This is a genomic window from Nonomuraea helvata, assembly GCF_039535785.1.
Lineage (GTDB): Bacteria > Actinomycetota > Actinomycetes > Streptosporangiales > Streptosporangiaceae > Nonomuraea > Nonomuraea helvata.
Genome location: NZ_BAAAXV010000001.1, coordinates 1,440,899 through 1,465,876, shown reverse-complemented (window position 1 = coordinate 1,465,876; position 24,978 = coordinate 1,440,899). Strand labels below are relative to the sequence as shown.

At 70.1% G+C, this 24,978-nt stretch carries 22 protein-coding genes; 11 read left to right on the top strand and 11 right to left on the bottom strand.

Annotated elements, in window-relative coordinates; all coding sequences use genetic code 11:
• Positions 1-12: 12 nt before the first annotated feature.
• Positions 13-1,425 carry a phytoene desaturase family protein gene (locus tag ABD830_RS06690; protein WP_344985528.1) on the bottom strand — a complete coding sequence of 471 codons (1,413 nt, stop codon included), beginning with the start codon at positions 1,423-1,425 and terminating at the stop codon, positions 13-15.
• A 7-nt stretch (positions 1,426-1,432) separates the two neighbouring features.
• Positions 1,433-2,080, bottom strand: a complete 648-nt coding sequence (locus ABD830_RS06685; RefSeq protein WP_344985527.1) for a DUF305 domain-containing protein — start codon at positions 2,078-2,080, stop codon at positions 1,433-1,435.
• Between the two features lie 120 nt (positions 2,081-2,200).
• Here ABD830_RS06685 and ABD830_RS06680 point away from each other — a divergent pair, with 120 nt between their 5' ends.
• Entirely contained in the window at positions 2,201-2,917 is a 717-nt protein-coding gene (locus tag ABD830_RS06680; RefSeq protein ID WP_344985526.1) for a thioredoxin-like domain-containing protein, read from the top strand.
• A 33-nt stretch (positions 2,918-2,950) separates the two neighbouring features.
• Here the strand turns inward: ABD830_RS06680 and ald are convergent, their stop codons facing one another.
• On the bottom strand, positions 2,951-4,069 hold the full coding sequence (gene ald, locus ABD830_RS06675) for an alanine dehydrogenase (RefSeq protein WP_344985524.1): 1,119 nt from the start codon (positions 4,067-4,069) through the stop codon (positions 2,951-2,953).
• 138 nt (positions 4,070-4,207) lie between these two features.
• Between ald and ABD830_RS06670 the strand changes: the two genes are divergently transcribed.
• The gene (locus ABD830_RS06670; RefSeq protein WP_344985522.1) at positions 4,208-5,215 is read left to right on the top strand and encodes an excalibur calcium-binding domain-containing protein; all 1,008 of its coding nucleotides are present in this window, start codon (positions 4,208-4,210) and stop codon (positions 5,213-5,215) included.
• On the opposite strand, the gene ABD830_RS06665 is transcribed toward ABD830_RS06670, so the two are convergent.
• The 3 genes from ABD830_RS06665 to ABD830_RS06655 all read right to left on the bottom strand — a co-directional run bounded on the left by ABD830_RS06665 (position 5,212) and on the right by ABD830_RS06655 (position 9,176).
• The gene (locus tag ABD830_RS06665; protein ID WP_344985521.1) at positions 5,212-6,597 is read right to left on the bottom strand and encodes an NCS2 family permease; all 1,386 of its coding nucleotides are present in this window, start codon (positions 6,595-6,597) and stop codon (positions 5,212-5,214) included. The two genes, ABD830_RS06670 and ABD830_RS06665, sit on opposite strands and share 4 nt — an antisense overlap.
• A 151-nt stretch (positions 6,598-6,748) precedes the next feature.
• Complete coding sequence (locus ABD830_RS06660) at positions 6,749-6,982, bottom strand: EF-hand domain-containing protein (protein ID WP_344985520.1); 234 nt, start codon at positions 6,980-6,982, stop codon at positions 6,749-6,751.
• A complete protein-coding gene (locus tag ABD830_RS06655; protein ID WP_344985519.1) occupies positions 6,966-9,176 on the bottom strand; it encodes a molybdopterin cofactor-binding domain-containing protein in 2,211 nt (736 codons plus the stop codon). Before ABD830_RS06655 ends, ABD830_RS06660 begins: the two co-directional genes overlap by 17 nt.
• Positions 9,177-9,271: 95 nt before the next feature.
• Here ABD830_RS06655 and ABD830_RS06650 point away from each other — a divergent pair, with 95 nt between their 5' ends.
• The 4 genes from ABD830_RS06650 to ABD830_RS06635 are packed head-to-tail and all read left to right on the top strand — an operon-like array spanning position 9,272 to position 12,088.
• The gene (locus ABD830_RS06650; RefSeq protein WP_344985517.1) at positions 9,272-10,765 is read left to right on the top strand and encodes a PucR family transcriptional regulator; all 1,494 of its coding nucleotides are present in this window, start codon (positions 9,272-9,274) and stop codon (positions 10,763-10,765) included.
• Between the two features lie 60 nt (positions 10,766-10,825).
• Positions 10,826-11,773, top strand: a complete 948-nt coding sequence (locus ABD830_RS06645; RefSeq protein WP_344985516.1) for a hypothetical protein — start codon at positions 10,826-10,828, stop codon at positions 11,771-11,773.
• A gap of 58 nt (positions 11,774-11,831) precedes the next feature.
• Positions 11,832-11,978 (top strand): hypothetical protein, encoded by a 147-nt coding sequence (locus ABD830_RS06640; RefSeq protein WP_344985515.1) that lies wholly within the window; start codon positions 11,832-11,834, stop codon positions 11,976-11,978.
• Complete coding sequence (locus ABD830_RS06635) at positions 11,975-12,088, top strand: helix-turn-helix domain-containing protein (RefSeq protein WP_344985513.1); 114 nt, start codon at positions 11,975-11,977, stop codon at positions 12,086-12,088. Before ABD830_RS06640 ends, ABD830_RS06635 begins: the two co-directional genes overlap by 4 nt.
• On the opposite strand, the gene ABD830_RS06630 is transcribed toward ABD830_RS06635, so the two are convergent.
• The 3 genes from ABD830_RS06630 to ABD830_RS06620 all read right to left on the bottom strand — a co-directional run bounded on the left by ABD830_RS06630 (position 12,058) and on the right by ABD830_RS06620 (position 18,230).
• Positions 12,058-14,838 (bottom strand): AfsR/SARP family transcriptional regulator, encoded by a 2,781-nt coding sequence (locus tag ABD830_RS06630; RefSeq protein WP_344985512.1) that lies wholly within the window; start codon positions 14,836-14,838, stop codon positions 12,058-12,060. The two genes, ABD830_RS06635 and ABD830_RS06630, sit on opposite strands and share 31 nt — an antisense overlap.
• A gap of 529 nt (positions 14,839-15,367) precedes the next feature.
• A complete protein-coding gene (locus ABD830_RS06625; protein WP_344985511.1) occupies positions 15,368-17,404 on the bottom strand; it encodes a tetratricopeptide repeat protein in 2,037 nt (678 codons plus the stop codon).
• Entirely contained in the window at positions 17,325-18,230 is a 906-nt protein-coding gene (locus ABD830_RS06620; RefSeq protein WP_344985510.1) for an AfsR/SARP family transcriptional regulator, read from the bottom strand. The genes ABD830_RS06625 and ABD830_RS06620 overlap by 80 nt, the downstream gene beginning before the upstream one ends.
• A gap of 445 nt (positions 18,231-18,675) precedes the next feature.
• Here ABD830_RS06620 and ABD830_RS06615 point away from each other — a divergent pair, with 445 nt between their 5' ends.
• The 4 genes from ABD830_RS06615 to ABD830_RS06600 all read left to right on the top strand — a co-directional run bounded on the left by ABD830_RS06615 (position 18,676) and on the right by ABD830_RS06600 (position 23,182).
• Positions 18,676-19,944 carry a helix-turn-helix domain-containing protein gene (locus ABD830_RS06615; RefSeq protein ID WP_344987642.1) on the top strand — a complete coding sequence of 423 codons (1,269 nt, stop codon included), beginning with the start codon at positions 18,676-18,678 and terminating at the stop codon, positions 19,942-19,944.
• Positions 19,945-19,988: 44 nt separating this feature from the next.
• On the top strand, positions 19,989-20,582 hold the full coding sequence (locus tag ABD830_RS06610; RefSeq protein WP_344985508.1) for a copper resistance CopC family protein: 594 nt from the start codon (positions 19,989-19,991) through the stop codon (positions 20,580-20,582).
• On the top strand, positions 20,579-22,555 hold the full coding sequence (locus ABD830_RS06605) for a bifunctional copper resistance protein CopD/cytochrome c oxidase assembly protein (protein WP_344985505.1): 1,977 nt from the start codon (positions 20,579-20,581) through the stop codon (positions 22,553-22,555). The genes ABD830_RS06610 and ABD830_RS06605 overlap by 4 nt, the downstream gene beginning before the upstream one ends.
• A gap of 237 nt (positions 22,556-22,792) precedes the next feature.
• The gene (locus ABD830_RS06600; protein ID WP_344985504.1) at positions 22,793-23,182 is read left to right on the top strand and encodes a sensor histidine kinase; all 390 of its coding nucleotides are present in this window, start codon (positions 22,793-22,795) and stop codon (positions 23,180-23,182) included.
• Between the two features lie 16 nt (positions 23,183-23,198).
• On the opposite strand, the gene map is transcribed toward ABD830_RS06600, so the two are convergent.
• Entirely contained in the window at positions 23,199-24,047 is an 849-nt protein-coding gene (gene map, locus ABD830_RS06595; RefSeq protein ID WP_344985503.1) for a type I methionyl aminopeptidase, read from the bottom strand.
• A 32-nt stretch (positions 24,048-24,079) separates the two neighbouring features.
• Here map and ABD830_RS06590 point away from each other — a divergent pair, with 32 nt between their 5' ends.
• Positions 24,080-24,253 (top strand): hypothetical protein, encoded by a 174-nt coding sequence (locus tag ABD830_RS06590; RefSeq protein ID WP_344985502.1) that lies wholly within the window; start codon positions 24,080-24,082, stop codon positions 24,251-24,253.
• On the opposite strand, the gene ABD830_RS06585 is transcribed toward ABD830_RS06590, so the two are convergent.
• The gene (locus ABD830_RS06585) at positions 24,250-24,894 is read right to left on the bottom strand and encodes a cyclase family protein (RefSeq protein WP_344985501.1); all 645 of its coding nucleotides are present in this window, start codon (positions 24,892-24,894) and stop codon (positions 24,250-24,252) included. The genes ABD830_RS06590 and ABD830_RS06585 overlap by 4 nt on opposite strands.
• Positions 24,895-24,978 lie beyond the last annotated feature (84 nt).

Sequence of the window (24,978 nt, the reverse complement as noted above, 5' to 3'; positions counted from 1 at the left end):
AAGTACGGCGCGTCAGCGCTTGGGGGACGAGGCGCGGAGGGCGAGGCGGGCCGCCTGCCAGCCGCCCATCCCGTGCACCGAGGGGCCAGGGGGAGTGGAGGCCGAGCAGAGGAACACCCCCGGCAGCGGGGTGCGCCAAGGGGCGGGCGACCAGACGGGGCGGCGGAGGAACTGGACGAGGCTGGTTAGGCCACCGGTGATGTCGCCGCCGACCAGGTTGGGGTTGGCGGCCTCCAGCTCGGCGGGGCCCATCGCGTGCCGGGCCAGCACCCGGTCACGGAAGCCCGGCGCGTACCGTTCGATCTGGGTCTCGATGGCGTCCGTCATGTCCACGGACGAGCCGTTGGGCACATGGCAGTAGGCCCACAGCGTATGCCCGCCCCGCGTCGGATCCGCCGCGTACGGCTGGACCGCCAGCACGTACGGCCTGGGTGAGTGCCGGCCCGCGGCCATCTCCGCCTCGCTCAGCGCGATCTCCTCCAGCGTCCCGCCGAGGTGCACCGTGCCCGCGTCCGCCACCGCGGGATCCCGCCACGGCACCGGCCCGTCCAGGGCCCAGTCCATCTTGAAGACGCCGGGACCGTACCTGAAGCGTGACAGCCGCCTGCGGTAGCCCGCCGGAAGGTCCGCCATCGTGAGAAGCTGACGGGGCGAGACGTCCAGCACCACCGTCGGCGCGGACAGCTCGGCGAGGCGGCGCACACGGTGGCCGGTGACGGCCTCCCCGCCCAGCGACCTGAGCTCGGCCACCAGCGCGTCGGCCAGCACCTGCGACCCGCCCCGCACCAGCGGCCAGCCCACCAGGTGGGCCAGGGTCGCCAGCATCAGCCCGTACCCGGCCGTGATCGGCGCGCGCAGGTCGCGCACCGAGTGCGCGGCCATGCCCGCGATCAGCGCCCGCCCCTCCACGGTCCTGAACGCGCGCCGGGCGAACGTCGTGGCGGGCAGCGCCGCCGCCGGCCCGAACCTGGCCGCCTCCACGAGGGTCCGCGGCCCGGCCGTCCACGGTCCCAGCGGCTTGAGCAGCAGCTCCACCAGCGGGAACCCCGCCCGGGCCGCGGCGCCGACGGTCGCCAGCCAGGCCCGCGCGTCCCGCCCGAGCCCCTCGGCGGTGCGCCGGGCGTCGCGGTGCACGAGCACGGCGGGGCGGTCGTCGAGGGGATGGGCCACGGCCACAGGAGGATGCGCGAACTCCACGCCCTTGAGCTCTAGAGATCGGAACGCGGGAGACGCCAGCGCCATCGCCATCACGGTCGCGCACACATCGTGCACCCGCCCGGGCAGCGTCAGCTCCGCGGAGCGCAGCCCGCCGCCGAACCGGTCGGCCGCCTCCAGCAGCAGTACCCTGCGCCCGGTGCGGGCGAGCGTGACGGCGGCGACGAGCCCGTTGGGCCCGGACCCCACCACGATCGCGTCCGCGTCCATCGCCGGTCTACTGGGGCTTGAGTATCGACGGGTACGGCTGCGCGCCGCGCAGCTTGAGCAGCTCCGTCATGAACTTGATCTCCCCGCTCTGCCCCTGGATGATCTTCTGCGCCATGCCGACCACCTCGGGGCGGGTGGACAGCTTGAGCAGCCCCTCGGCCATCTGCACGCCGCCCTCGTGATGGCGGATCATCAGCTGCAGGAAGAGCACCTCGGCCTGCCGGCCCTGCGCCTGCTTGAGCTGGGTCAGCTGCTGCGGCGTGGCCATGCCGGGCATGACGCCGGGCGTGGCCCCATTGGCGGCCGTCGCGGTGCCGCCATGACCGTGGCCGCTCATCCAGGCCATCGGCTTCTGGTCGGTCGCCTGTGTCAGCCCCCACTGCTGCAACCAGCCCAGGAACATGCCACGCTGGTTGGACTGGGTGTTGATGATGTCGAAGGCCAGGCTGCTGATCTCCTTGGCCGGACCCTTGTCCCTGATGACGAACGCCATGTCGACGGCCTGCGCGTGATGCGTGGCCATGTCGCGGGCGAACCCGGCCTCGGGCGAGGTGTCGCCGGGCGTGCCGCCGCGGCCGAACAACAGGAAGGCGGCCACGGCGAGGACGAGCACGCCGCAGACGATCAGGATGGTTTTACTCGCGGGTTTTTCCATGGCTCGTCCAGCGTACCCATAGGGGGAAGGCGTCGTGATCGGACGCTTATAACGCTCTTATTCTCCGCATACCCCGGAAGGCAATAGGGTGACCGGAGTTGGTACGCCGATGGAGGAACGTTGACGAAGGAGAAAGCGCAGGCGCGGCGCGAGCATCTGGCAAAGATGCGGGCCGAGCAGAAGCGCAAACAACGCCGCGCCGCGCTGCTCATGTGGGGCACCGGTGGCCTGATCATCGTGCTGCTCGTCGGCGTAGTGGGCTTCTACCTGATCAAGCAGGCCCGCGAGACCTCGCTGGACGCCGTGACGAACTACAAGTACGAGGCCGGGCAGCACGTGTGGACCGCGGTCACGTACAAGGAGACGCCGCCGGTCGGTGGCCAGCACAACAACTACTGGCAGCAATGCGCGATCTACGACAAGCCCATCCACAACGAACACGCGGTGCACTCGCTCGAGCACGGCGCGGTGTGGATCACCTACCGGCCCGACCTGCCCAAGGCGCAGGTCGACAAGTTGAAGGACGTGGCCACGTCCACGGGGCAGCAGGACTACATGCTGGTCAGCCCGTACCCCGGCCTGCCTTCGCCGGTGGTCGTGTCGACGTGGGGGCACCAGCTCAAGCTGACCGACCCGGCCGACCCCAAGCTGCCCGCGTTCATCAAGAAGTTCCAGAACGGGAAGGACACTCCGGAACTCGGTGCCACGTGCGGTGGCGAGGGCGCCATCACCACGACGGCCGACCAGGCGCCGCTGCCGCCGGAGCCCAAGGGCAACCAGCAGGCGCCGATGGAGACCCTCAAGCCGTCGGCGTCGCCCAGCCAGTCCCAGAAGTAGCCCCCTGAGGTCCTGATGAGGGGCCGGGGCGGGTCAGGGGGAGAGGACGCGGTTCGGCCGGGTCCACTCCAGACCGTGCGCCTCGGCCACCGGGCGGCTGGTCAGGCGGCCCTCGTGGGTGTTGAGGCCGAGCGCGAGCGCCGGGTCCTCGCTCAGGGCCCGCTGCCAGCCGAGGTCGGCGATGGCCAGCGCGTACGGGAGCGTCACGTTCGTCAGGGCGAACGTCGAGGTGTGCGGCACCGCCCCGGGCATGTTGGCCACGCAGTAGAAGATCGAGTCGTGCACCTGGTACGTCGGCTCGGCGTGCGTGGTCGGCCGGGAGTCCTCGAAGCAGCCGCCCTGGTCGATCGAGATGTCCACCAGCACAGAGCCCGGCTTCATCCGGCTCACCAGTTCGTTGCTCACCAGCTCGGGCGCCTTGGCGCCGGGCACCAGGACCGCGCCGACGACCAGGTCGGCCTCCAGCACCGCGCGTTCGATCTCCAGCGTGTTGGAGGCGACGGTCTGGCAGTGGCCCTGGTAGATCATGTCGGCCTGGCGCAGCTTGTCGATGTTGTTGTCGAGCAGCAGCACCTCGGCCTGCATGCCGAGGGCGATGGCGGCGGCGTTCATGCCCGACACGCCTGCCCCGATGACCACGACGTTCGCCGCGCGCACGCCGGACACGCCGCCCATGAGCACGCCCCTGCCGCCCTGCGAGCGCATCAGGTGGTACGCGCCCACCTGCGGCGCCAGCCGCCCCGCCACCTCGGACATGGGCGCGAGCAGCGGCAGCGCACGATTCGGCGTCTGGACGGTCTCGTAGGCGATCGCGGTGCAGCCCGAGTCGAGCAGCGCCTGCGTGCACGATCTGGAGGCGGCCAGATGCAGGTACGTGAACAGCACCTGCCCCTTGCGCATCCGGTGGTACTCCTCCGGCACCGGCTCCTTCACCTTCATGACCAGGTCGCTGACCCCCCAGACCTCGTCGGCGTCCGGGACCATGACGGCCCCCACTGCGGCGAAGTCGGCGTCGGGGATCGAGGAGCCGAGACCCGCGCCCTGCTCCACGAAAACCTGGTGGCCGTGGCGGACGAACTCGTGCGCTCCGGCCGGGGTGAGCGCCACCCGATATTCGCTGTTCTTGAGCTCTTGCGGAACACCGACCTTCATGAGCGAACTCTTCTCGGTGAGGTGTTTGTACACCTCTATTCTTCCTCCACCTCACGGATTATTCGGCTGATTACCCCGGTGCCGCCGGACCTCGATAGGCTCACCGGCAGTCCGAACGTCAGGATGGGAACGTCATCGATGGACAAGCCGGAAGAGCCGCCGACCGCGGACCCGGGGGAGCCGAGAGCCAGCAGAATCACCACCATCGTGTTGATCGTCTCGCTCGTTCTCGTCGTGCTGGTCGCAGGCGTGCTGGGCACCATAGCCGTCCTGATGACCAGAAATCCCGACATGCCCCTCTTAGGCGGCGTGCGGGCACAGCAGCTGGCCGTGCCCATCCACTTCGCCCCGGTCCGGCAGGCCAAGGCCGCACCGTGCCCCGGCGAGCAGGCCGTGCTCGACGAGCAGCAGACCACCTGCTACCTCCTGGAGGACGGCGTCACGGTGGACCAGGTGCAGTCCGTCCAGCCCGTGCGCGAGAAGGACGGCCAGTACTCCGTGCGCATCGCGATCGCTCCGAAGTTCAAGGAGCGCCTGGTGCAGCTCATCGACGAGCTGGTGCCCGATCAGCGGCAGGTCGCCATCGTGCTGGCGCCCGTGCAGCCGGACGCGCCCAAGATCGTGCTGGCCGCGCCGATCGTCACCCAGTACATGGACGGCGACAGCATGAGCATCGCGGGGTTCGAGAAGGAGGAGGCCGACGCCCTGGTGGCCCGCTTGCTGGGCACCTCGCCCGGCCAGAGCACCGCCCCGACGAACCCGGCGCCGACCGGCCCCGCCTCCACGGGAGCGCCTCCCCCGCCGTCCGGCACCACCCCGCCGCAGACCGGCAACCAGCAGAACACCAACCCCGGCACCACCAACCCGGGCACCACGGGCACCACCAACCCGGGCACCACGGGCACCACCAACCCCGGCGCCACCGGCACCACCAACCCCGGCGCCACGAACCCCGTAGGGGCAAACCCCACCGCGACGAACCGGGCCTCGGGCACCAGACGCACCCCTGACAAGCGGTACGCGAGCTGCAAGGAGGCCGTGGCCGCCGGAGACGGCCCCTACACCAAGGGCACGCACGAGGAGTACTCCTGGTACGTGGACGTCGACCACAACGGCGTGGCCTGCAACAGCGGCGACCTCCGCTAACGGCGGCCGAACAGCTCCTCCAGCCAGTCGATCGCGAAGTAGGCCACGAAGATCAGCGAGACGATCCAGAGCAGCCACGGGATCTCGGAGAAGCGCCCCCTGGCCGCCTTGACCAGGGTGTAGGCGATCACGCCCGCGCCCACCCCGTTCGTGATCGAGTACGTGAACGGCATCAGCGCGATCGTCAGGAACGCCGGCACGGCCAGGTCCAGGTCGTCCCAGGGCACGTTCTTGCTCTGCATCATCATCAGCGCGCCCACCAGCACCAGCGCGGGCGCCGCGGCGGCGGAGGTCACCACCGCGGCCAGCGGCGTGAACAGCAGCGTCAGCCCCAGCAGCGCCCCGGTCACCACGCTGGCCAGGCCGGTCCGCGCGCCCTCGCCGACGCCGGCGGCCGACTCGACGAAGACGGTGTTCGCCGAGGAGCTCAACGAGCCGCCCACCATGCCCGCCACGCCGTCCACGGTCAGGATCCGGCCCAGCCGGGGCACCTGCCCCCGCTCGTCGACGAGCCCCGCCTCGTCGCTCACGCCGATGATCGTGCCCATCGCGTCGAAGAACCCCGACAGCACCAGCGTGAACAGCACCACGGTCGCCGTCAGCGCCCCGGCCCTGCCGAAGCCGCCGAAGAGGTCGAACGCGCCGGCGAGCCCGAAGTCGGGCGCGGAGATCAGCCGCTCCGGCACGCGCGGCGTGACCACGCCCCACGACCTGCGTGGGACCCGGGCCAGCGAGTTGACCAGGATCGCCAGGCAGGCCGTCACGATGATGCTGATCAGGATCGCGGCCGGGGTCCTGCGCACGTACAGGGCGATCATCAGGAGCAGGCCGAAGGAGAACACCGTGACCGGCCAGCCCACGAGGTGGCCCGTGGCGCCGAGCTGCACGGGCGTGCCCGTGCCCCGCGCCACGAACCCGGCGTCCACCAGGCCGATCAGCGCGATGAACAGCCCGATCCCCACGCTGATCGCGTGTTTGAGCGCCAGCGGGATCGCGTTCATGATGAGCGTGCGCAGCCCTGTCACGGCCAGCACGATGATGACGAGGCCCTCCAGCACCACCAGGCCCATGGCCTGCGCCCAGGTCATGTGGGGCGCGGCCTGGTAGGCGACGACCGCGTTGAGCCCGAGCCCGGCGGCAAGGCCGAACGGGGCGTTGCCGATGAAGGCCATCAGCAGGGTCGAGACCGCCGCGGCCAGCGCGGTGGAGGTCGTGAGCTGGGCGATCGAGAGCCGGGCACCCGTGACGTCCGTCGCGCCGGCCAGGATGATCGGGTTGAGCAGGATGATGTACGCCATGGCCACGAACGTGGTCAGCCCGCCACGCACCTCGCGACCGACGGTGGTCCCCCGCCCGGTGAGCTCGAAGAATCGATCGAGCACCCGCCGTCCCCCTTCACGATGATCAGGGGGACTGCGGGATCTGCCGAATGGAAAACCTGCTCATCATGGCGCCGCGCTACTGCCGTGCCTGGTCAAGGCCGTAGCGGCGGTCCAATGCAGGTTTTCTGTTCGTACCCGTCAGGGGACGAGATCACGCCTGCTCGTGGCGCCCGTGGCCCACCAGGCCGACGAACTCCTCGAGCGCGATCGTCCCGTCGCCGTCGCTGTCGGCGGACTTGATGAACGCCTCGATCTCGCTCTCGGAAGCGCCCTGCCCGCCCAGCGCCTCGTTGGCCTGGCGGATCTCGGCGGCGGTCAGCAGGCCGTCGCCGTCGGTGTCGAACCGCCTGAACTCTGCCTCGGCCGCTTCACGCGCGTCTGCCATCGGATACCCCCATGGTCGAGCCACTGTTGAACAACGCGATATCTTCCGGCCTGATCGGAACGCGAGTCAACCGCAGCCCGGTCGCCGCGCGTACCGCGGCGGCGATGGCGGGGGTGGAGGACAAGGTCGGGGGCTCGCCCGCGCCACGCAGCCCGTACGGCGCCGCCGGGTCCGCATTTTCCAGGATTTTCAGCTGCATGGGCGGCATGTCAAGGATGGTGGGGATGAGGTAGTCGGTGAAGGACGGGTTCAGCACCCGGCCGTCGCGGACCTGGATCTCCTCCATGAGCGCCAGCCCGAGCCCCTGCGCGGAGCCGCCGTGGATCTGACCCTCCAGGGCCTGCGGGTTCAGGATCCGGCCCACGTCCTGGACGGCCGTCAGCTCGACCACCTTGACCAGGCCCAGCTCCACGTCGACGTCCACGACGGCCCGGTGTACGCACAGGGCGAGCTGCGTGTGGGAGTCGCCCTGCCCGGTGCGCGGGTCCATCGGGTACGTGGGGCGGTGCCGGTACTCGCGCGTCTCCTCGATCGGCCCGAACTTCTCGAGGGCCTCCTCCGGCGACAGGCCGTTGAACCGTGCCCGTACGGCCTCGCAGGCGGCCTTCACCGCTCCGCCGGTCACGTACGACTGGCGCGAGGCCGACGAGGAGCCGGCCGAGCCGACCGAGGTGTCGGCGGTGGCCACGGTCACGTTCGCGATGCCGAGCTCGGTGCGGGCGATCTGGGCCTGGATCGTCACCAGGCCCTGCCCCACCTCGGCGGCCGCCGTGTGCACGGTGACGTGGGGCTCGCCGCCGATCAGCTCGGCGCGCACCCTGGCCGTGGAGTAGTCGTCGAAACCCTCGGAGAAGCAGATGTTCTTGATGCCGACGCCGTAGCCCACGCCGCGCCGCGCCGACTCGCCGCGCGTGGTCTGCGAGACGCCGCCGGGCATCGACCGCAGGTCCACGGGCACTTCACCCGGTAGCGGCCCAGGTAGTGGCAGCGCCTCGAGGTCACCCAGCATCTCCGCGAGCGGGGCGGGCGAGTCGATCACCTGGCCGGTGATGAGGTGGGAGCCCTGGGAGACGGCGTTGCGCACCCGGATCTCGACCGGTGACAGGCCGCACGCCTCGGCCAGCCGGTCCATCTGCGACTCGTACGCGAAGCACGCCTGGACCGCGCCGAATCCGCGCATCGCGCCGCACGGCGGGTTGTTGGTGTAGACGCCGGTGGCGTCCACCCGCACGTTCTCGACCTCGTACGGGCCGACGCCGAGCGAGGCGGCGTTGCCGACCACGGCGGGGGAGGAGGAGCAGTACGCGCCGCCGTCCAGCAGGATGTCGGCCTTGACGTAGACCAGCCGGCCGTCCCTGGTCGCGCCGTGCTCGTAGCGCATCCGGGCCGGATGGCGGTGCACGTGGCCGAAGAACGACTCCTCCCGGCCGTACACGATCTTCACGGGCCGGTTCAGCCGCAGGGCCAGCATGCAGGCGTGCGCCTGCATCGACAGGTCCTCGCGGGCCCCGAACGCGCCGCCGACGCCCGACAGCGTCAGCCGCACCTTCTCCGCGGGCAGGCCGAGGCAGGGGGCGAGCTGGTCGCGGTCCACATGCAGCCACTGGGTGGCGATGTAGAGGTCCACGCCGCCGTCCTCGGCCGGGACCGCCAGGCCGGACTCGGGGCCGAGGAACGCCTGGTCCTGCATGCCGACCTCGTACTCGCCGGTGACGACCACCTCGGCCTCGAACGTGTCCCCCCTGCGCACCGGCTGGTAGCGCACGATCTCCTTGGAGTCGCGGGGGTCGGTGACGGCCTCGCGGACCTCGTACTCGACCACGATGGCCGCGGCCGCCCTGCGGGCCGTCTCCGGGTGGTCCGCAGCCACCAGCGCGACGGGCTCGCCCTGGTAGCGGACCTGGTCGATGGCGAGCACCGGCTGGTCCTTGTGCTCCAGCCCGTAGAACTTCGCGCCCGGCACGTCCTCGTGCGTCAGCACGGTCAGCACGCCGGGGATCATCAGCGCGGGACCCACGTCGATCGAGCGGATCCACGCCGACGGATGCGGGCTGCGCAGGGTCGCGCCCCACACCATGCCTTCCAGCCACAGGTCGGACGCGTAGGCGAACTCCCCGGTCACCTTCAGCGTCGCGTCGGGCCGCCGCGCGCTCTCGCCGACTCCGCTCCGGGTCGTGTACGCGGTCTCGGTCATCTTTCGAGTAGAGCACCGCCGCCCCGCCGCCTCCTATGCGCGTCGCGTGAAATCCCGGTCAGCGGTTGACCTCACGGCCTTGTATATTCCTCCAAGTGCGCATCTCTGACCTGCTGGCCATCGAGGACCTGCGCCTGACCCTGCTCGCCGGCGACCCCGCCCGCGAGTTCCACGCCGTGCACATCACGGACCTGCCCGAGCCCGGCCGCTACCTGGCCGGCGGCGAGCTGGTGCTGTCCGGGCTGATGTGGTGGCACGCGCCCGAGGACTCCGCCGGGTTCGTGTCGGCGCTGGTCGAGGCGGGGGTCGCCGCGCTCGGTGCCGGGCAGGCGTGGCTCGGCCACGTCCCGGCCGACCTGGTGGCGGCGTGCGAGGCCGCCGGGCTGCCGCTGGTGGAGGTGCCGACGGAGGTGTCGTTCCGCACGCTGGCGGAGCTGGTCGTGCCGCGGCTGTCCGGCGACGTGCGCGACGCGCTCGGCCGCCACCGCAGGCTCGTCGCGGCCATAGCCGAGGGCGCCGACCTGGGCGAGCTGTTCGAGCTGACCGCCGCCGAGCTGGGCGTCACCGGCGCCGTCGTGTCCGCCTCGGGCGAGGTGATCGTGGGCGCGGCCGGTGATCCGGTACGGCTGGCGCAGGCGTACCTGACGGCGCCGCAGCTGCCCGTGCACGTCGGCGAGCACACGATCTTCGCGGTCGGGCGCGGGCACCGGGCCGCCGGCTGGGCGCTGGCCTGCGACGGCGACCTGATGGGTCGGGCCGATCTGGGCTATGAGCTGGCGGCCTGTGTCGGGCTCGAACGCAGCCGTATGGAGGAGGGGCGCAGGGTCGAGCGCCGTCTGGCCGAGCAGCTCATCGTGGCCGCCCTGGCCGAGTCGGACGTGGCCGAGCTCAACGCCAGGCTGCGCACGTGCGGGATCGACGCGGCGGAGCCCTACGCGATCGTGAACGCCACCGCGCCCCGCCGCGGCGCCACCCGCGGCCCCGACCCCGCCACGCTCGGCGGGCAGATCGTGGAGGAGCTGCTGGGCCGCGAGGTCGTCGCGGCGGCGGGCGCGGACGGCGCGGTCGCCCTGGTGCCGCTGCGCGAGCGCACCACCACCGAGCTGGCCGAGCGGCTGCGCGCCGGCACCGAGGTGCTGGCAGCCCTGCCCGACACCCGTCTGTGCGTGGGGCTGAGCGGTGCCCTGACCGGGGCCGCTGCGATCAAGGGCGGTGTCGAGGAGGCCGGGCACGCCAGGCGTCTGGCTGAGGCCCGTGCCGGTGGGGTGGTGACCAGCGACGAGATCTATACGCATGCGCTGCTGCTCGCCACGGTGCCCGGCGACGTGCGCCGCTCCTTCACGGCCCGGCTGCTGTCGCCGCTGCTGGACTATGACCGCAGGCATCAGTCGGAGCTGGTGCGGACGCTGGGGGTCTTCCTGGACTGCGCCGGGTCATGGAACGCCTGCGCGGAGCGGCTGCACGTGCACGTGAACACGGTCCGCTACCGGATCCGCCGGATCGAGGAGCTGACAGGCAGAGACCTGTCGACGATGGCGGACCGCGTGGACTTCTTCCTGGCCCTCCGGGACACGGGCCTGCCTCGTTGATCGCACTACAGTTCGGCGAAAAAGCATCCAGATGCGTGATCGATTGATAACGTTCCGTGCATGCCTTCTCCCCGGCACGACGCCCTCCTTCGACTTGTCCGCGACCATCTCGACCTGCCGATACGGCTGTTGCGGGAGGTCGGTGGGATCGAACTGCCGACCGGCGCCCCGTTGTGGGTGGGGCCGGGAGACCTGCGGGACCGCATCTCCAGGGAGATGCATGCCGACACCGTCGTGTTCGGCGGCCCGCCCCAGGACCGATGGTTCTCCACCATCGTCGAGGTCGAGACCGAAATGTCTGAGCAGAAGCTGCGGCAGACCGTCGAAGCAGCCGAAATGCTCCGGCTGGAGACCCGCAAACCGGTCTACGTCATCTTCATCACGCCCGATCCCTGCGCGGCGCGCTTCACCTCGCAGGTGGAGATCCACAGCGGCTGCCTGACCGTCATCATGCGGCCGGTGATCGTCGGGCCCGACCGGATCCCCGTCCTGACCGACCCGGAGCAGATGGCCGCGGACCTGCTGACTGCGGCGCTGTCGGTGATGGCGCACGGCCACCTGCCGAAGGTCACCGAGGCATTCATCAAGCTCCTCGACGACTTGCCAGCCGATGACGCCGCGTCTCTGTTTGGTTACACTATCGACATGGCCCCGCCGCAGGCGCGCCGGCTTCTGGAGGAAACCGTGACAATCTACATTCCCGAGCACAGCCCCTGGGCCCAGAACCTGTACCGCAAGGGTGAGGCCGCAGGTCGAGAAGAAGGCCGCGAAGAAGGCTGGAAAGAGGGCTGGAGACTGGGCGATACACAAGGCCGCATCAGGGAAAAGGTGGCCTCTGTGTTTACCGTCCTGCGCTTCCGCAGCATCGACATTCCCCCCGAGCGGCACATGCAGATCGCCACCTGCACCGACCTTGCCCTCCTGGAGGTCTGGCTGCGGCGCGCTCTCGAAGCCACGCACATCGACGACCTCTTTGACGACGGTTCGGAGCCGGAACCCCAGTCCTAGATACGTGGTGCCAAGCGGGTCGCCCGGTCTGGTGCTTCCGGGCGAGCCACTGGGTGAGGTGCGCCGCTCTTTCGCGGCCCGGTTGCTGTCGCCGCTGCTGGACTACGACCGCAGGCACCAGTCGGAGCTGGTGCGTACGCTGGGGATCTTCCTGGACCGCGCCGGGCCTGGAACGCCTGCGCGGAGCGGCTGCACGCACACGTGAACACGGTCCGATACCGGATCAAAAGGGGCGAAGAGCTCACCCAGCGGAATCTGTCGACCATGGGGGATCGGGTCGACTTCTACCTGGTGCTCCGCGGTGCCGCCCGCTGATCCGAGAGCGCTTCCTGCTCTTCGACCGCGCGTTCGAGCCAGTCCGCGCTGCCCATCTGCCGGGCGAGCGCGATCGCCTCGGCAGCGCGTCGGCTCGCCTCATCCGGCGAGCCCAGCAGGCGATGGGCCGTGGCCAGGCGGGTCAGGCAGGCCACTTCGGCGGTCTTCACGCGGACGGCCCGGGCCTGTGTCAGGGTCCGCTCGAGCAGATCGCGGGCCCTGAGCGTCTCTCCCAGGTCGAGGAACACCTGCCCGAGCAGCGAGCCGCCGACGGACATGTGCATGGTGTCGCCCGCGCGCTCGGCCATCGCGATCATCTCCTCCAGCACGGCCATGGCGTCGTATGGTCGGCCGAGGCCCCTGTAGGCGCGGCCGAGCGCCTGCAACGCGTATCGTTCCCCCACCGCCGACGATATCTCCCTGGCGATCTTCCGCTGGGCGAGCGCGTGACGAGATGCGTCGTCGAACTCCTCCCGCGCGGCGTGCACGGATGCCAGATTGCCGTGCGCACGCTGCTCGTTGAACCGGTCCCCCAGCTGCTTCGCCAGCTGCAGATGCTGCTCGTTGTGCTGCCGCGCCGTGGCGAGATCGCCCTTGAAATGCAGACCTGTCGCGATGTAGGCGTGTGCCTCCATCGTGATGACGTCGTCTTGGAGCCGGTCTCCCGCGGCCAGCAGTCGCGTCCCCATAGCGATCGTGTCCGGTACGCGGAACCCCTTCTGCTGATACCACCAGAGGGCGAAGCCGACCGCCGCCCCGAGCCTGACGATCTCGTCGTCCGGATGGTCGATCGCCTGGAAGGCGGCGGCCAGCAGCGTGGACTCCTCCACTCTGAGCCACTCGTACGCCTCCTCCTGGCTCTCGAACCGCCGGCCCCCGCCCTCGACCTTCGGATACGAGCAATGCACCCGGTGGGGGTCGCTGATCCGCGCGGCCGTACGCGCGGACGCTGCGGCGTAGGTGAGCACGCGGACGAGCGGCGCCACCCTTCCCTCGGGCGGAGGTAACTCGGCGGCGAAAAGCCGGACGAGATCGTGCAGGTGGTAACGTTCCTGCCCGCCGCGTTCCAGAAGGTGAGCGTCGGAGAGGCGTTCCAGGGCGTGTCCGGCCTCCGCCGGTGAGCAGCCCGCGAGCGGGGCTGCCAGCTCCGCGGTCATGTCCGGGACATGGAACAGGCCGAGGAGTGCCAGCATGCGTGCTGCCGCCCGGTCGGCCGGGCGGCTGCTGTCCCTGAGCGTGTTCCAGCTCGAAGCCAGGCTGGAACGCACCGCCAGCTCGCCCGACTCCAACTCGCGGAGCCGGCTCCGCTCGTCGCTGAGTCTGGCCGTGAGCGCGCCCACGCTCAGCTCCGGGCGGTCGGCCAGCCGTGCGCCCGCGATGCGCAACGCCAGGGGAAGGCCGTCGCAGAGGCGCACCAGTCGCATGGTCTGGCCGAGGTCCGCGGAGGCGCGGCCGGCCCCTGCGAGTCCGGCCAGCATGGTGGTCGCGTCGGCGTCCGACAACGGGCCCAGGCGCAGCTGTACGCAGTCGTCGCCCGCGGCGAGTGACTCCCGGCTGGTCACGAGCACCGCCACGCCGAGGGGCGCCGACAGGAACGGCCGAACCTGACCGAGACCGGCGGCGTCGTCGAGCAACACGAGAATGCGTTTCCCGTGCAGCCTGCTGCGCCACAAGGCGGCAGACTCATCCGCGTCCGCCGGAATGGCGTGATCCGGCGTGCCGAGACCCCGGAGGAGCCGGCTGGAGATCTCGTGAGTGGACAGCGGGGCCACGTTCGGCGTGGCCCCGTGCAGGCCGACGAACAGCTGCCCGTCCGGGAACCGCTCCTTCGCCAGGTGCGCCACGTGCACAGCCAGCGCCGACTTGCCGACGCCCGGCGGGCCGGAGATTGCCACGAACGGATGCGGCCGGGCATCGTCCGGCGGGACGAGCAGGGATCTCAGGCGGACGATCTCCGGCGTCCGGCCGACGAAGCCCAGAAGATCGCGTGGCAGCTGCCGCGGCGTCGACTCCTCGGCCGCCGTGCCGCCACCACGCAGGACGAGCTGATAGGCGTGGCGCAGGCCGGCACCCGGATTCACGCCGAGTTCCTCGGTCAGGACGCGCCTGGCCTCCTCGAAGACTTCGAGCGCCTCCGCCTGGCGGCCGCACCCGTGAAGGGCGAGCATGAGCAGCTCACGCAGGCGCTCCCTGAGCGGACGGGAGCGGATCAGCTCAGGGAGTCCGTCGAGCGCCTCCTGCGGGCGTCCAAGACATACGAGCACGTCGGCACGTGCCTCGACGGCCGTCACGTGGAGCTCCTCCAGGCGGGCCCGCTCGGTTTCGGCGAAGGGGCCGGGGACGCCGCTCAGCGCCGGGCCGCGCCACAGCGCCAGGGCCTGCTGCAGCTCGCCCAGCGCGTTGTCGAGGTCGCCGTCCAGCTTCGCCTGACGGGCCGCGTCCAGGCATGCGGCGAAGACGTGGGAGTCCACCAGGGACGGGTCGATGTCCAGCCGGTATCCGCCGGCCGTGCCGATCAGCAGCCGCGACGGCTCCCTGGGCCGCCGATCCGGTTCCAGCGCGCGTCTCAACCCCGCGATGTACGTGTAGACGCTCTGCTCGGCGCTCGCAGGCGGAGTCGCGCCCCACAATCCCTCGACGAGCTGCCCCATGGTGACCACCCGCCCCGGCGGCCCCGCCAGCATCACCATGGTCGCCTGCTGCCTCGGCGGGCCCAGATCGATCTCCACGCCGGCGATCTCGCCGCCCACTGGACCCAGGAGACGGACTGTGGGGCTCGTGGCCATACGCCTCTCCGATGATCGCGAACGGATGCGACCACGGCAGCTTAGTCAGAATCCGAGCGGGGGATAACCCCAGCCGCATGTGGAACGAACGTATAGGCGGCCGGTAAATGCCAGATCAGCTTGACGGGATCGAGTGCTCGCCTGCCTTGGCACGATCGGCTCCTCACCGGTGGCTGCAAGCCGATCCTGAATTCGCTTGAAACCCCCGCTGAATCCGCTGGTCATCTCCCGCCCTCGCATTGGTCACCACCTGCGTAGGCTGCAGGGCCGCAGGCGGAGACGCGGCATGGCTCCGGTCAGGAGCCGCGAGGCGACGAATGCGAGTTGTGCGTCCCGCACGCCATTATCGCGCTTCGCCCAGGATTACCTGCGACCAGCGCGCCTCGGCGTCACGAACTTTCACCCATGGGCTCCCTGCTCGAATTGAAGGGTTATTACCCACGGGGACATCCGCTATCGGTCATACGCAACGAATCAGACCCCGGTCAAAGCCTCAACACGCCGGGGTCGTGGAGCCTGGCCTAGGTGCAGCCGTCTGCGTCGCGTCCACGGCCGCCCGCTCCTCCCTCAACCGCTGCTCCCAGCGGGCGTGGCCGAGCCCGCCACCGCAGACGACGGCCTCGTTGACGCAGGACAGGGCCCGGTCGGGATCCTCCAGCATCCGGTACGCGCGCGACAGCGCGATCAGGCAACGTAGCTTCCCGATCCGGTAACCATTCGCCTCGAACACCTCACGAGCCCTAAGAAGGTGTGGCAGAGCCTGCTTCGGGTCCTCGAGATCGACGTGGGCCTCGCCGAGCGCGACCCGGATCACCCCCTCCTGGCCGATGTCTCCCGCCTTCTCGGCCTCGGCCAGCGCCTCATGCAGCGTCTCACGCGCCTCCTCCGGACGTCCCGCGCCCAGGTGGGAATACCCCATGCTCAGCAGCGCGTACCGGACCCCCACGCTTGCGCCGATGCTCCTGGCCAGGGAGAGCTGGAGCTCCGCCCAGGGCAGCGACTCCTCGTAGCGTTCCCCCGAGTTGTAAGCGCTGGACAGGTTGCCCAGCGTACGCATCTCGCTGAAGGCATCGCCGAGCCGCCGGGCCAGCTCCAGCCCGGCCCGCAGGTGAGTGACGGCCTCGTCCGTGTGTCCCGTCAAACGCAGGGCGTTGGCGATGTGGTCGTGCGCGAGCAGGGCGCCCGCCTCGTCCCCGAGGCGCTCGCTCACCCGCAACGCCAGCGTGTTCAGCTCCTTCATCTCCGTCATGTGGTAGGCCCGCTCCTGACGCCACTGGAGGCCGAACGTGAGATTGACGCCGAGCCGGGCAATCGTGTCGTCGGGGGAGTGCAGGGCCTGCACTGCCGCGGCCGACAGGACAGCCTCCTCCTCGCGCAGCCACGCCCTCGCCTCCTCCGCAGTGCGGACCTCGTGCGGTACGGCGTCGACCGGGGCTGCCGGTTGAGTGCGGTGCGGGTCGCTGACGTGGCTGGCCAGGCGGGTGGAGGCGGCGTAGTACGACAGTGCGCGGATCAGCGCCTCGCGCCAGTCGCTGGGGTGCAGCTCGCCGGCGAAAAGGCGGATGAGGTCGTGCAACTGGTAGCGACCAGGGCCGGAGCGATCGAGCAGGTAGGCGTCCACCAGCCGCTCCAGGGCCGCTTCCGCCTCGCCTGATGTGACGCCGAGCAGCGCGCCCGCCGCCTCCGCGGTCACTTCGGGGACGTGCAGGAGGCCCAGCAGCGACAGCGTGCGCGCGGCCAGCCGGTCCACGGGTCGCGAGCCGCGTTCGAGCGCGGTGTGGCTGGCGGCCAGGCTGGAGCGGACCGCCAGGTCGCCGACCGCCAGCTCGTTCAGCCGGGTCTGCTCGTCGCTCAGGCGGGCCGCCAGCGCGGACACGCTCCAGTCAGGGCGGCTGGCCAGGCGCGCCCCGGCGATGCGTAATGCAAGCGGGAGACCATCACAAAGGCGCACGAGCCTGGCTGTCTCGCCCGCGTAGGCCGAGATTCGGTCCGCACCTGCCAGCTTGGCCAGCATCGTGGCCGACTCCGCCTGGGACATCCTGGCGAGTTCCAGCTGGACGGCGTCCTCGCCCCAGCTCATGGTCTCCCGGCTGGTCACAAGCAGTGTGTTGCCGAGCGAGGCCGCCAGCAGCAGCCGGATCTGCGCGAGGTCGGCGGCGTCGTCCAGCACGACCAGCACTCGCCGGTCGTGCAGGCGGCTGCGCCACGCGGCCGCCGCCTCGTCCAGGTCGGTGGGCACGGCACTGGGCGGCACACCGAGCGCGCGCAGGAACCGGCCGAGTACGTCGATCGGGGTGAGCGCCGGTAAGTCGGGCATGGCGCCTCGGCAGTTGACATAGAGCTGCCCGTCGGGGAAGCGGTCCTTGGCCAGGTGGGCGACGTGGGCGGCCAGCGCTGACTTGCCGACGCCCGGTGGCCTGGTGATGATCACCAATGGGCTCGGCGGAGTCTCACCGAATGGCGCGAGCTGCTCCTTCAGGCGCAGGATCTCCGTCGACCTGCCCACGAACTCCGCCAGCGGGCGGGGCAATTGGTGTGGTGTCGGCGCACTCGGGGCGGGCGACGCACTTGAAGCGGGCGCCGTATCGGCCTCCAGCACCATCTCGTAGCACCGGCGCAACCCCCTCGCCCGGCGACAGGCCGACCTCCTCGGCAAGCAGGACCTTGCCTTCCTCATAGGCCTTCAGAGCCTCCGCCGGGCGGCCCGAGCGGAACAAGGCCACCATGAGCAGCTCACGGACCCGCTCACGTAGGGGATTCAGGCGAGTGAGATGCCAGAGTTCCTCGACGATGTCCCGGTGGCGGCCCAGGCGCAGCAGGCTCTCCGCGCGCAGTTCCAGTGCGGCAAGCCGGAGTTGCTCGAGGCGGTCGCGCTCTGCTTCCACGAACGGGCCGGACAGCCCACTCAGCGCGGTACCCTGCCACATTGCCAGGGCCTCGTCGAGGCGGCGTACGGCCTGGCTGTCGTCGCCGGCGCGCTGGACCTGCCTGGCCTCCGCGGTCCACTCGGCGAACAGCTGCGCATCCACCTGGGTGGGTTCCAGCTGCAAGACGTATCCGGCCGACATTCCCGCCAGTACGCGTGACGGTTCGCGCCGCCCGCGATCGGGCTCAAAAGCGCGACGTAGCCCGGCGATATAGGTGTAAACGCTCTGCTCAGCGTTTCGCGGGGCGTCCTCGCCCCAGACGCCGGCGATCAGCTCGCCCATCGGGACAGGGCGGGGGGCTGTCGCGGCCAGGATCGACAGAGTGGCTCGCTGTCTGCCCGGTCCGAGGTCGATGGGGTGGCCGGAGCCCTCGCGGCGGAACTCGGCGGTGACTTCTCCGAGGAGGCGGATGAAGATTCTTTCGCTCAAGCGGCCTCCTCTAATCGCCCATGATTCCCGTCGAGGAGTCAGCGTAGTAAGAATCGCCGTGGCATAAAGAAAGATCGCCGGAGTGCGGGCCGTGCTGCCAAAGTCAAGATCAATAAAATGTGGTGAGTGTGCCTGTCCAGGCACGACAATCCCGCCTCGCGCCTTGGGCCTCGTGCGGAACAGCCGAGAGTCGCTCCCTGCGGGCAGATCATGTACCTCGCCTCTTGCCCGCGGTGGTCAGCAGCAAACGGGGGTGTCGAACATACTCACAGGAGACGAATCGGCCCATGCGGTCGTAGCATTGCCTCCGACGGTCGTGAGAGCCAGAATCACGGCAGCAAGTACAGTCAACGCAGTACGCGTACGCATCGGGGGTTCTCCCTCGCCTATTCGTGTTGCTCGGACGCAATAATCTCAGGGAGCGGCAGCGGTGACCACATCTGACATGGTCGGACTCCGTATCAAGACAGTGAGGCGGCAGCGAGGTTTGTCGCAGGCACAGCTTGCGCATCCGGAGTTGTCGGACAGCTACGTCTCGCTCATCGAGAGTGGCAAACGTACCCCTACCCCGGCGGTGCTGGAGCTGCTGGCTCAGAAGCTCGACTGTTCGCTCTCCTACCTGGTCAACGGTGTCACGGCCGAGCAGATGGAAGACATCGAGCTGGCGCTGGGCTACGCGCGTCTCGCCCTGGAGAACGGTGAGGCCTCCGAGGCTCGGACTCGCTTCGCTGAGCTATTGACGGACAACAACCTGACAGGTCTCACCAAGCTTCGTCAAGATACGGAATTCGGGCTGGCGCTCGCCACGGAGGCGATCGGCGACCTCGACGAAGCGATCTCCATCCTCGCCAGGCTGCGGACCGAGGAGACCACGCCGGAGCGTGAGGTCGAGCTCGCCATCGCGCTGTGCCGAGTCTACCGGGACAGCGACAGGCTCACCGAAGCGGTCGCGGTCGGGGAGCAGATCCTGGGCGGCCCTGCCCGTCCCACGTGGACGGACCTCCTTGTCGAGCTGGGTGCCACGCTCCTGTCCGCTTATATGTTCCGCGGCGACATGCTAAGGGCCAGGCAGTTCGCCGCCGAGCTGCTCAACGCCGCCGACATGCTGGGTACGCCCAGGTCGGTCGTCGCCGCCTGCTGGAACGCCGCGGTGGTGGCGCAAAGCACCGGGCACGGCGAGGAGACGCTCACCTTCGCGGAGCGCGCGATGGCGGTGCAGTCCGAGAGCGGCCAGCCGCGCAACCTCGCCCGCATGCGTAATGCGTACGGCTCGATGCTCCTGAAGGCCCGTCCCGCCCAGGCGCAGGCCGCCCGCGACATCATGCTGCGGGCGGCGGAAGAGCTGGCGCAGACCTCGGCGAGCACGGTCGACATCGCCCGGTGCCGGGTCGAGCTGGCCCGCGCCGAGATCATCCTGGGCTCGCCCGCCCAGGCGCTCGCCCACGTTCAGGCCGGGCAGGACGTCCTGCCCGGCAAGGTGCGCGCCCTTGGAGCAGAGGCCGACCTGCTGATCAGCCGTGCTCATGGGGCGATGGGAAACCTTGAGGAGGCCCAGGGGCACGCGCGCGCCGTGCGTGACTGGCTCGCGCCGCTGCCGGACTCCCGACGCGTGGCCGGCACCTGGTACGCCGCGGCCGAGACCATGGAGATGCTGGACGACTCCGACGGCGCGGTGGAGGCCTACCAGCGGGCCCTGGCCTGCGCGGGGTTGTAGCGAGGTCAGGACCGGGCAGCGGCGTCGGTAGCCTTGAGGATGTCATGAAGAGATCCCCGCTCGCGGCACTCGCCGCTGTCGCCGCCGCCCTGCTCGTGCTCGTCACCGCCCCGCCCGCGCTGGCGCACGACGCGCTCAAGAGCAGCTCCCCGGCCAAGGGTGCCAAGGTCAAGGCCCTTGAGGAGGTGCGGCTGGAGTTCACTGCCGGCGTGCGCCTGCCGTACGTCATCGTGCGCGGTCCCGGTGACGCCGAGCATCAGCGCGGCAAGCCCGAGGCGGACGGCAAAGTGGTGACGCAGGCGGTCGGGGGGCCGCTGCCCGACGGGAAGTACACGATCGCCTATCGGGTCGTGTCGTCCGACGGGCATCCCATCGAGGGCGAGATCCCGTTCAAGGTGGAGGGGGCGGAGACGCCGTCCCCCAGCGCGTCCGCGAGCGCCGAGAGCGCCGCGTCGGTGAGTTCCGAACCGCCTGCCCAGGCTCAGGTCCAGCCCTCGGCCACTGACCAGGCGACGGCCACTGACCAGGCGTCGGCCTCCCAAGCGGCGACGTTCCCGGTCTGGCTGGTCATCGTGATCGGCGCGCTCGTCGGCATCGGCATCGGCTTCCTGCTGAGCGCGCGGAGAAAGAAGCCATGACCAAGGCGGCGCGTCTGGCGCTCGCCGGGGCGGCCGCCTCGGTCGTCGCGCTGGTGATCGGCATGATTGCCGGCGGCCGCGCGTTCCCGCGGATCATCCCGGGGCTGCCCGACTCCGGAGCGGTCGTCCGGTGGGGGCTGCCGCTGTCCAAGCTGGCCATGGACGTCTCGGGCCTGGCCACCGTCGGCCTGCTGCTGATGGCCGCCGCGCTGCTGCCCAACGACAAGGGCGTGCTCGGCAGGAGCGGCCTCGAATACGTCAAGGCCGCCTCGTGGGCGGCGCTGGCCTGGGCCGGGTCGGCCTTCGCCAGCATCGTGTTCGGCACCGCCGAGTCCATCGGCCGGTCCGTGCCCGAGATCCTCAGCGGTCCCTTCCTCACCAGCTATGCCACCCAGACCACGCAGGGCGTGGCGCTCACGCTCGTGGTGCTGTTCGGGGTGGCGATCGCGCTGTTCTCACGCGGCGCCATCACGGCCGGGGCCGCGGCGGGGCTGCTGGTGTTCGCGCTGGCGACGCTGCTGCCCGTGCCTCTCACCGGGCACAGCTCGTCCTCACCCAACCACGACCTGGCCACGTCGGCGGTGTCGCTGCACCTGCTCGCGCTCGCGCTGTGGGTGGGCGGGCTCGCCGTGCTGGCCCAGCACGCGGTCCGCAGGCAGCCGCAGCTTGAGATCGCCGCGGCGCGCTTCTCCGACATGGCCGTCTGGTGCTACGCCGGGGTCGGCGTCTCCGGGGTGTTCAGCCTGGTCGCGCGGCTGGGTGCGCTGTCCGACCTGTGGACCAGCCAGTACGGCCTGCTCGCCGTGGCCAAGATCGTGGCCTTCGTGCTGCTGGGCTACGTGGGCTACTGGCACAGGCAGCGCACGATGGCCGACCTCAAGAAGGGCAGGCCCCACGCGTTCACCCGGCTGGCCTCAGGTGAGTTCCTGCTCATGCTCGCCACCGTCGGCGTGGCCGTGGCGCTGTCGCGCACGCCGCCGCCCGAGTTCAGCGTGCCCGCCGACCGGGCGTTCGAGCTGCTCGGCTTCCCGCTTCCCCCCGCGATCACGCTCGGCAACGTGTTCACCCTGTGGTGGCTCGACCTGTTCTTCGCCGTGGTCGCCGCCGTCCTGGGCGGCCTGTACGGGCTCGGCGTCTTCAGGCTGATGCGGCGTGGCGACAAGTGGCCGTGGGGACGCACCGTCTCCTGGTACATCGGGGTGGCCCTGCTCGTCTTCGCCACGCAGAGCGGCCTGTCGCGGTACGCCAAGGTCATGTTCGACATGCACATGATCGAGCACATGACGCTCTCCATGGTCGTGCCGATCTTCCTGGTCCTCGGCGGCCCCGTCACGCTGGCGTTGCGCGCGCTCAAGCCCGCCACCCGCAGGGGCGACCGGGGGCCGCGGGAGTGGATCACGACGATCCTGCACAGCCGGTTCGCCAAGGTCATCACGCATCCCGGCGTCGCCACGTTCATCTTCGTGGCCTCGACGTACGCGCTGTACTTCACGCCGCTCTTCGAGTCGGCCATGCAAGAGCATCTCGGGCACATCTGGATGACCCTTCACTTCCTGCTCAGCGGGTGCCTGTTCTTCTGGGTCATCATCGGCATCGACCCCGGGCCCAACCGGCTCCCGTACGTCGGGCGGCTGCTGATGCTCTTCGTCACCATGCCGTTCCACGCGTTCTTCGGGATCGCGCTGATGATGATGGGCACCGTGATCGCCTCCGGCTGGTACGAGCAGCTCGGCCGCACCTGGGGTGACACGCTGATCCAGACCCAGCGCGACGGTGGGGCCATCGCGTGGGGGTTCGGCGAGATCCCGACCCTGCTCGTGCTGCTGGCCATCGCCGCGCAGTGGTACAGGGACGACGAGCGGCAGGCCCGGCGCACCGACAGGCGGGCCGACCGCTCGGGCGGGGGCGATGCCGAGCTCGACTCCTACAACGACTATCTCGCCCGCCTCAACCGCGCCGACAAGGGCGAGTAGCCCTTCTCCCGCGGCCGCATGGGCGAGTAGCGGTTCGGCCATGGCCTTCTATCTTCCCACTACACGTCTCTGGACCGGCCGGTAGCCTGTCTCGCAGGGGAGACGGGCATAACCGCATCAGTCAGCGTGCGTAGGCCTTGAGGGGGGATGCGCACCGCCAGGTTGGAGCGCCGGAGTGGGGACCGGCGCGGGACCGGCGTGCCGAGGAAGGCGAGACCATTGTCGGAAGAGACACGGATGCGCGGGGGGCAGAGTCTGGGGGAGGCGCTCGAGAGCTACCTCACCGAGTGGTCCGAGCGCACGGGGATCGTCGTGGAGACCTGGGCGCTGCCCGCCACCGACGTCTCCTCACGGGTCTTACGCGGCGTCATGACCGCGATGGACGACGCCCTGTCCAACGTCGAGCTGCACAGCCGGGCACAGATCGTGTCCATCGCCGTGACCGTCTCCAAGAGCGGGTTACGCATGACGATCAGCGATGACGGGCAGGGCTTCTCCCTCACGGGCGCGGGGAGCGGGATCGCCAGGATGCGGGCGGCGTTCGCGGAGCTGGGCGGGAGTCTTTCGGTCAACAGCGTGCCGGGGCAGGGCACGACGGTGACCGGGGTGGTGCCCAGGCACCGGTGACGAACCGCCACACTCCTCAGGGGAGGGTGAGGATCTCGCTGCCGGTCTCGGTCACCACGATCGTGTGCTCGAACTGGGCCGTGCGCTTGCGGTCCCTGGTCACCGCGGTCCACTTGTCGGGCCAGATGTCGTACTCGATCGTGCCCAGCGTGAGCATCGGCTCGATCGTGAACGTCATCCCCGGCACCAGCTCCACCCGCAGCGACGGGTCGTCGTAATGGGGCACCATCAGCCCGGAGTGGAAGCTGGTGCCGATGCCGTGACCCGTGAAGTCGCGCACGACGCCGTAGCCGAAGCGCTTGGCGTACGCCTCGATGACCCGCCCGACCACGTTGAGCTGCCGTCCGGGCGCGACCGCCTTGATGGCCCGCATCATCGCCTCGCGCGTGCGCTCGACCAGCAGCCGCGACTCCTCGTCCACCTCGCCCACGAGGTAGGTGGCGTCGGTGTCGCCGTGGACGCCGCCGATGTAGGCGGTGATGTCGACGTTGACGATGTCGCCGTCCTGGAGCACGGTGTCGTCGGGGATGCCGTGGCAGATCACCTCGTTGATCGACGTGCACAGCGACTTGGGGTAGCCCTTGTAGCCGAGCGTGCTCGGGTAGGCGCCGTGGTCGATGAGGAACTCGTGGCCGATCCGGTCGAGCTCGTCGGTCGTCACGCCCGGCTGGATGTGCTTGGCGATCTCATCGAGAGCCTGGGCGGCGATCCGGCCGGCCACCCGCATGCGCTCGATGATCTCGGGGCTCTTCACGTCGGACTCGCCGGTCCTGGGGCGCTTCTTGCCGACGTACTCCGGCCGCTCGATGTGGGCGGGAACCTTTCGCATGGGCGAAACTCGCCCGGGCTGGAGCAGTGTCGTCATGAAACATGAGTCTACGGGGCAGAATTGACCTCGTGAGCGAAGGCCAGTGGTGGTTCTGTCTCAAGCACATGCGGGTCGAGCCCGAGCAGGGCTGCCCCAACAAGGATCGGATGGGTCCCTACGCCTCAGAACAGGAGGCGGCCGGGGCGCTGCAGCGCGCCGCCGACCGCAACAAGGCCTGGGACGAGGCCGAGGAAGAAGACTAGGGAACGATCGCGTACGCCCTGACCGGGAACGTCCCCATGCCCGCGACCATCGGGGGCGCGGCATGGAAGCGGAAGCCGCCGGAGGGCAGCTCCGCCAGGCCCGTCAGGTGCTCGACCAGCGGGATCCCCGCCTTCAGCAGGATCGAGTGGGCGGGGCGCTCGCCGTGCGGCGGGGTGTCGTCGATGTTGAGCGAGTCGATCCCCACCAGCGCCGCGCCCTGGTCGGCCAGCCACTGCGCCGACCCGGGCGCGAGGTAGGGGTGGCCGTGCAGGTACGCGTCGGTGCCGAAGTGACGGTCCCAGCCGGTGTGGATCAGCACGGCTTTCCCGCGTACGTCCAGACCCTCGTCGATCACCACCTCCCGGCCCTCGCCGCCGCGGATCACCAGGCCCGGCAGGTTCACCAGCTTGCTCAGCGGCACCTGCGACAGGTCGGGCCCGTCGGCGTAGCGGTGGTACGGGGTGTCCAGGTAGGTGCCGGTGTTGGCGGCGAGCGTGATCACGCCGATGTGGAACTCCGTGCCCGGCGCGTACACCGCGCGCGAGTCCTCCCGGCTCAGGTGCACGCCCAGCTTCGGTCCGGGGATGCCGGGATAGGTGACCATCCCGTCCACGATGCGGTGACTGAGTTCGACGATCATCAGATACCTCCGAGAAAACCCGCGCCTTCAGGCGGGGGAGGAATTGGACTCCTGCGGAGCAGGGCAGGGGTAGGCGATTCGCCG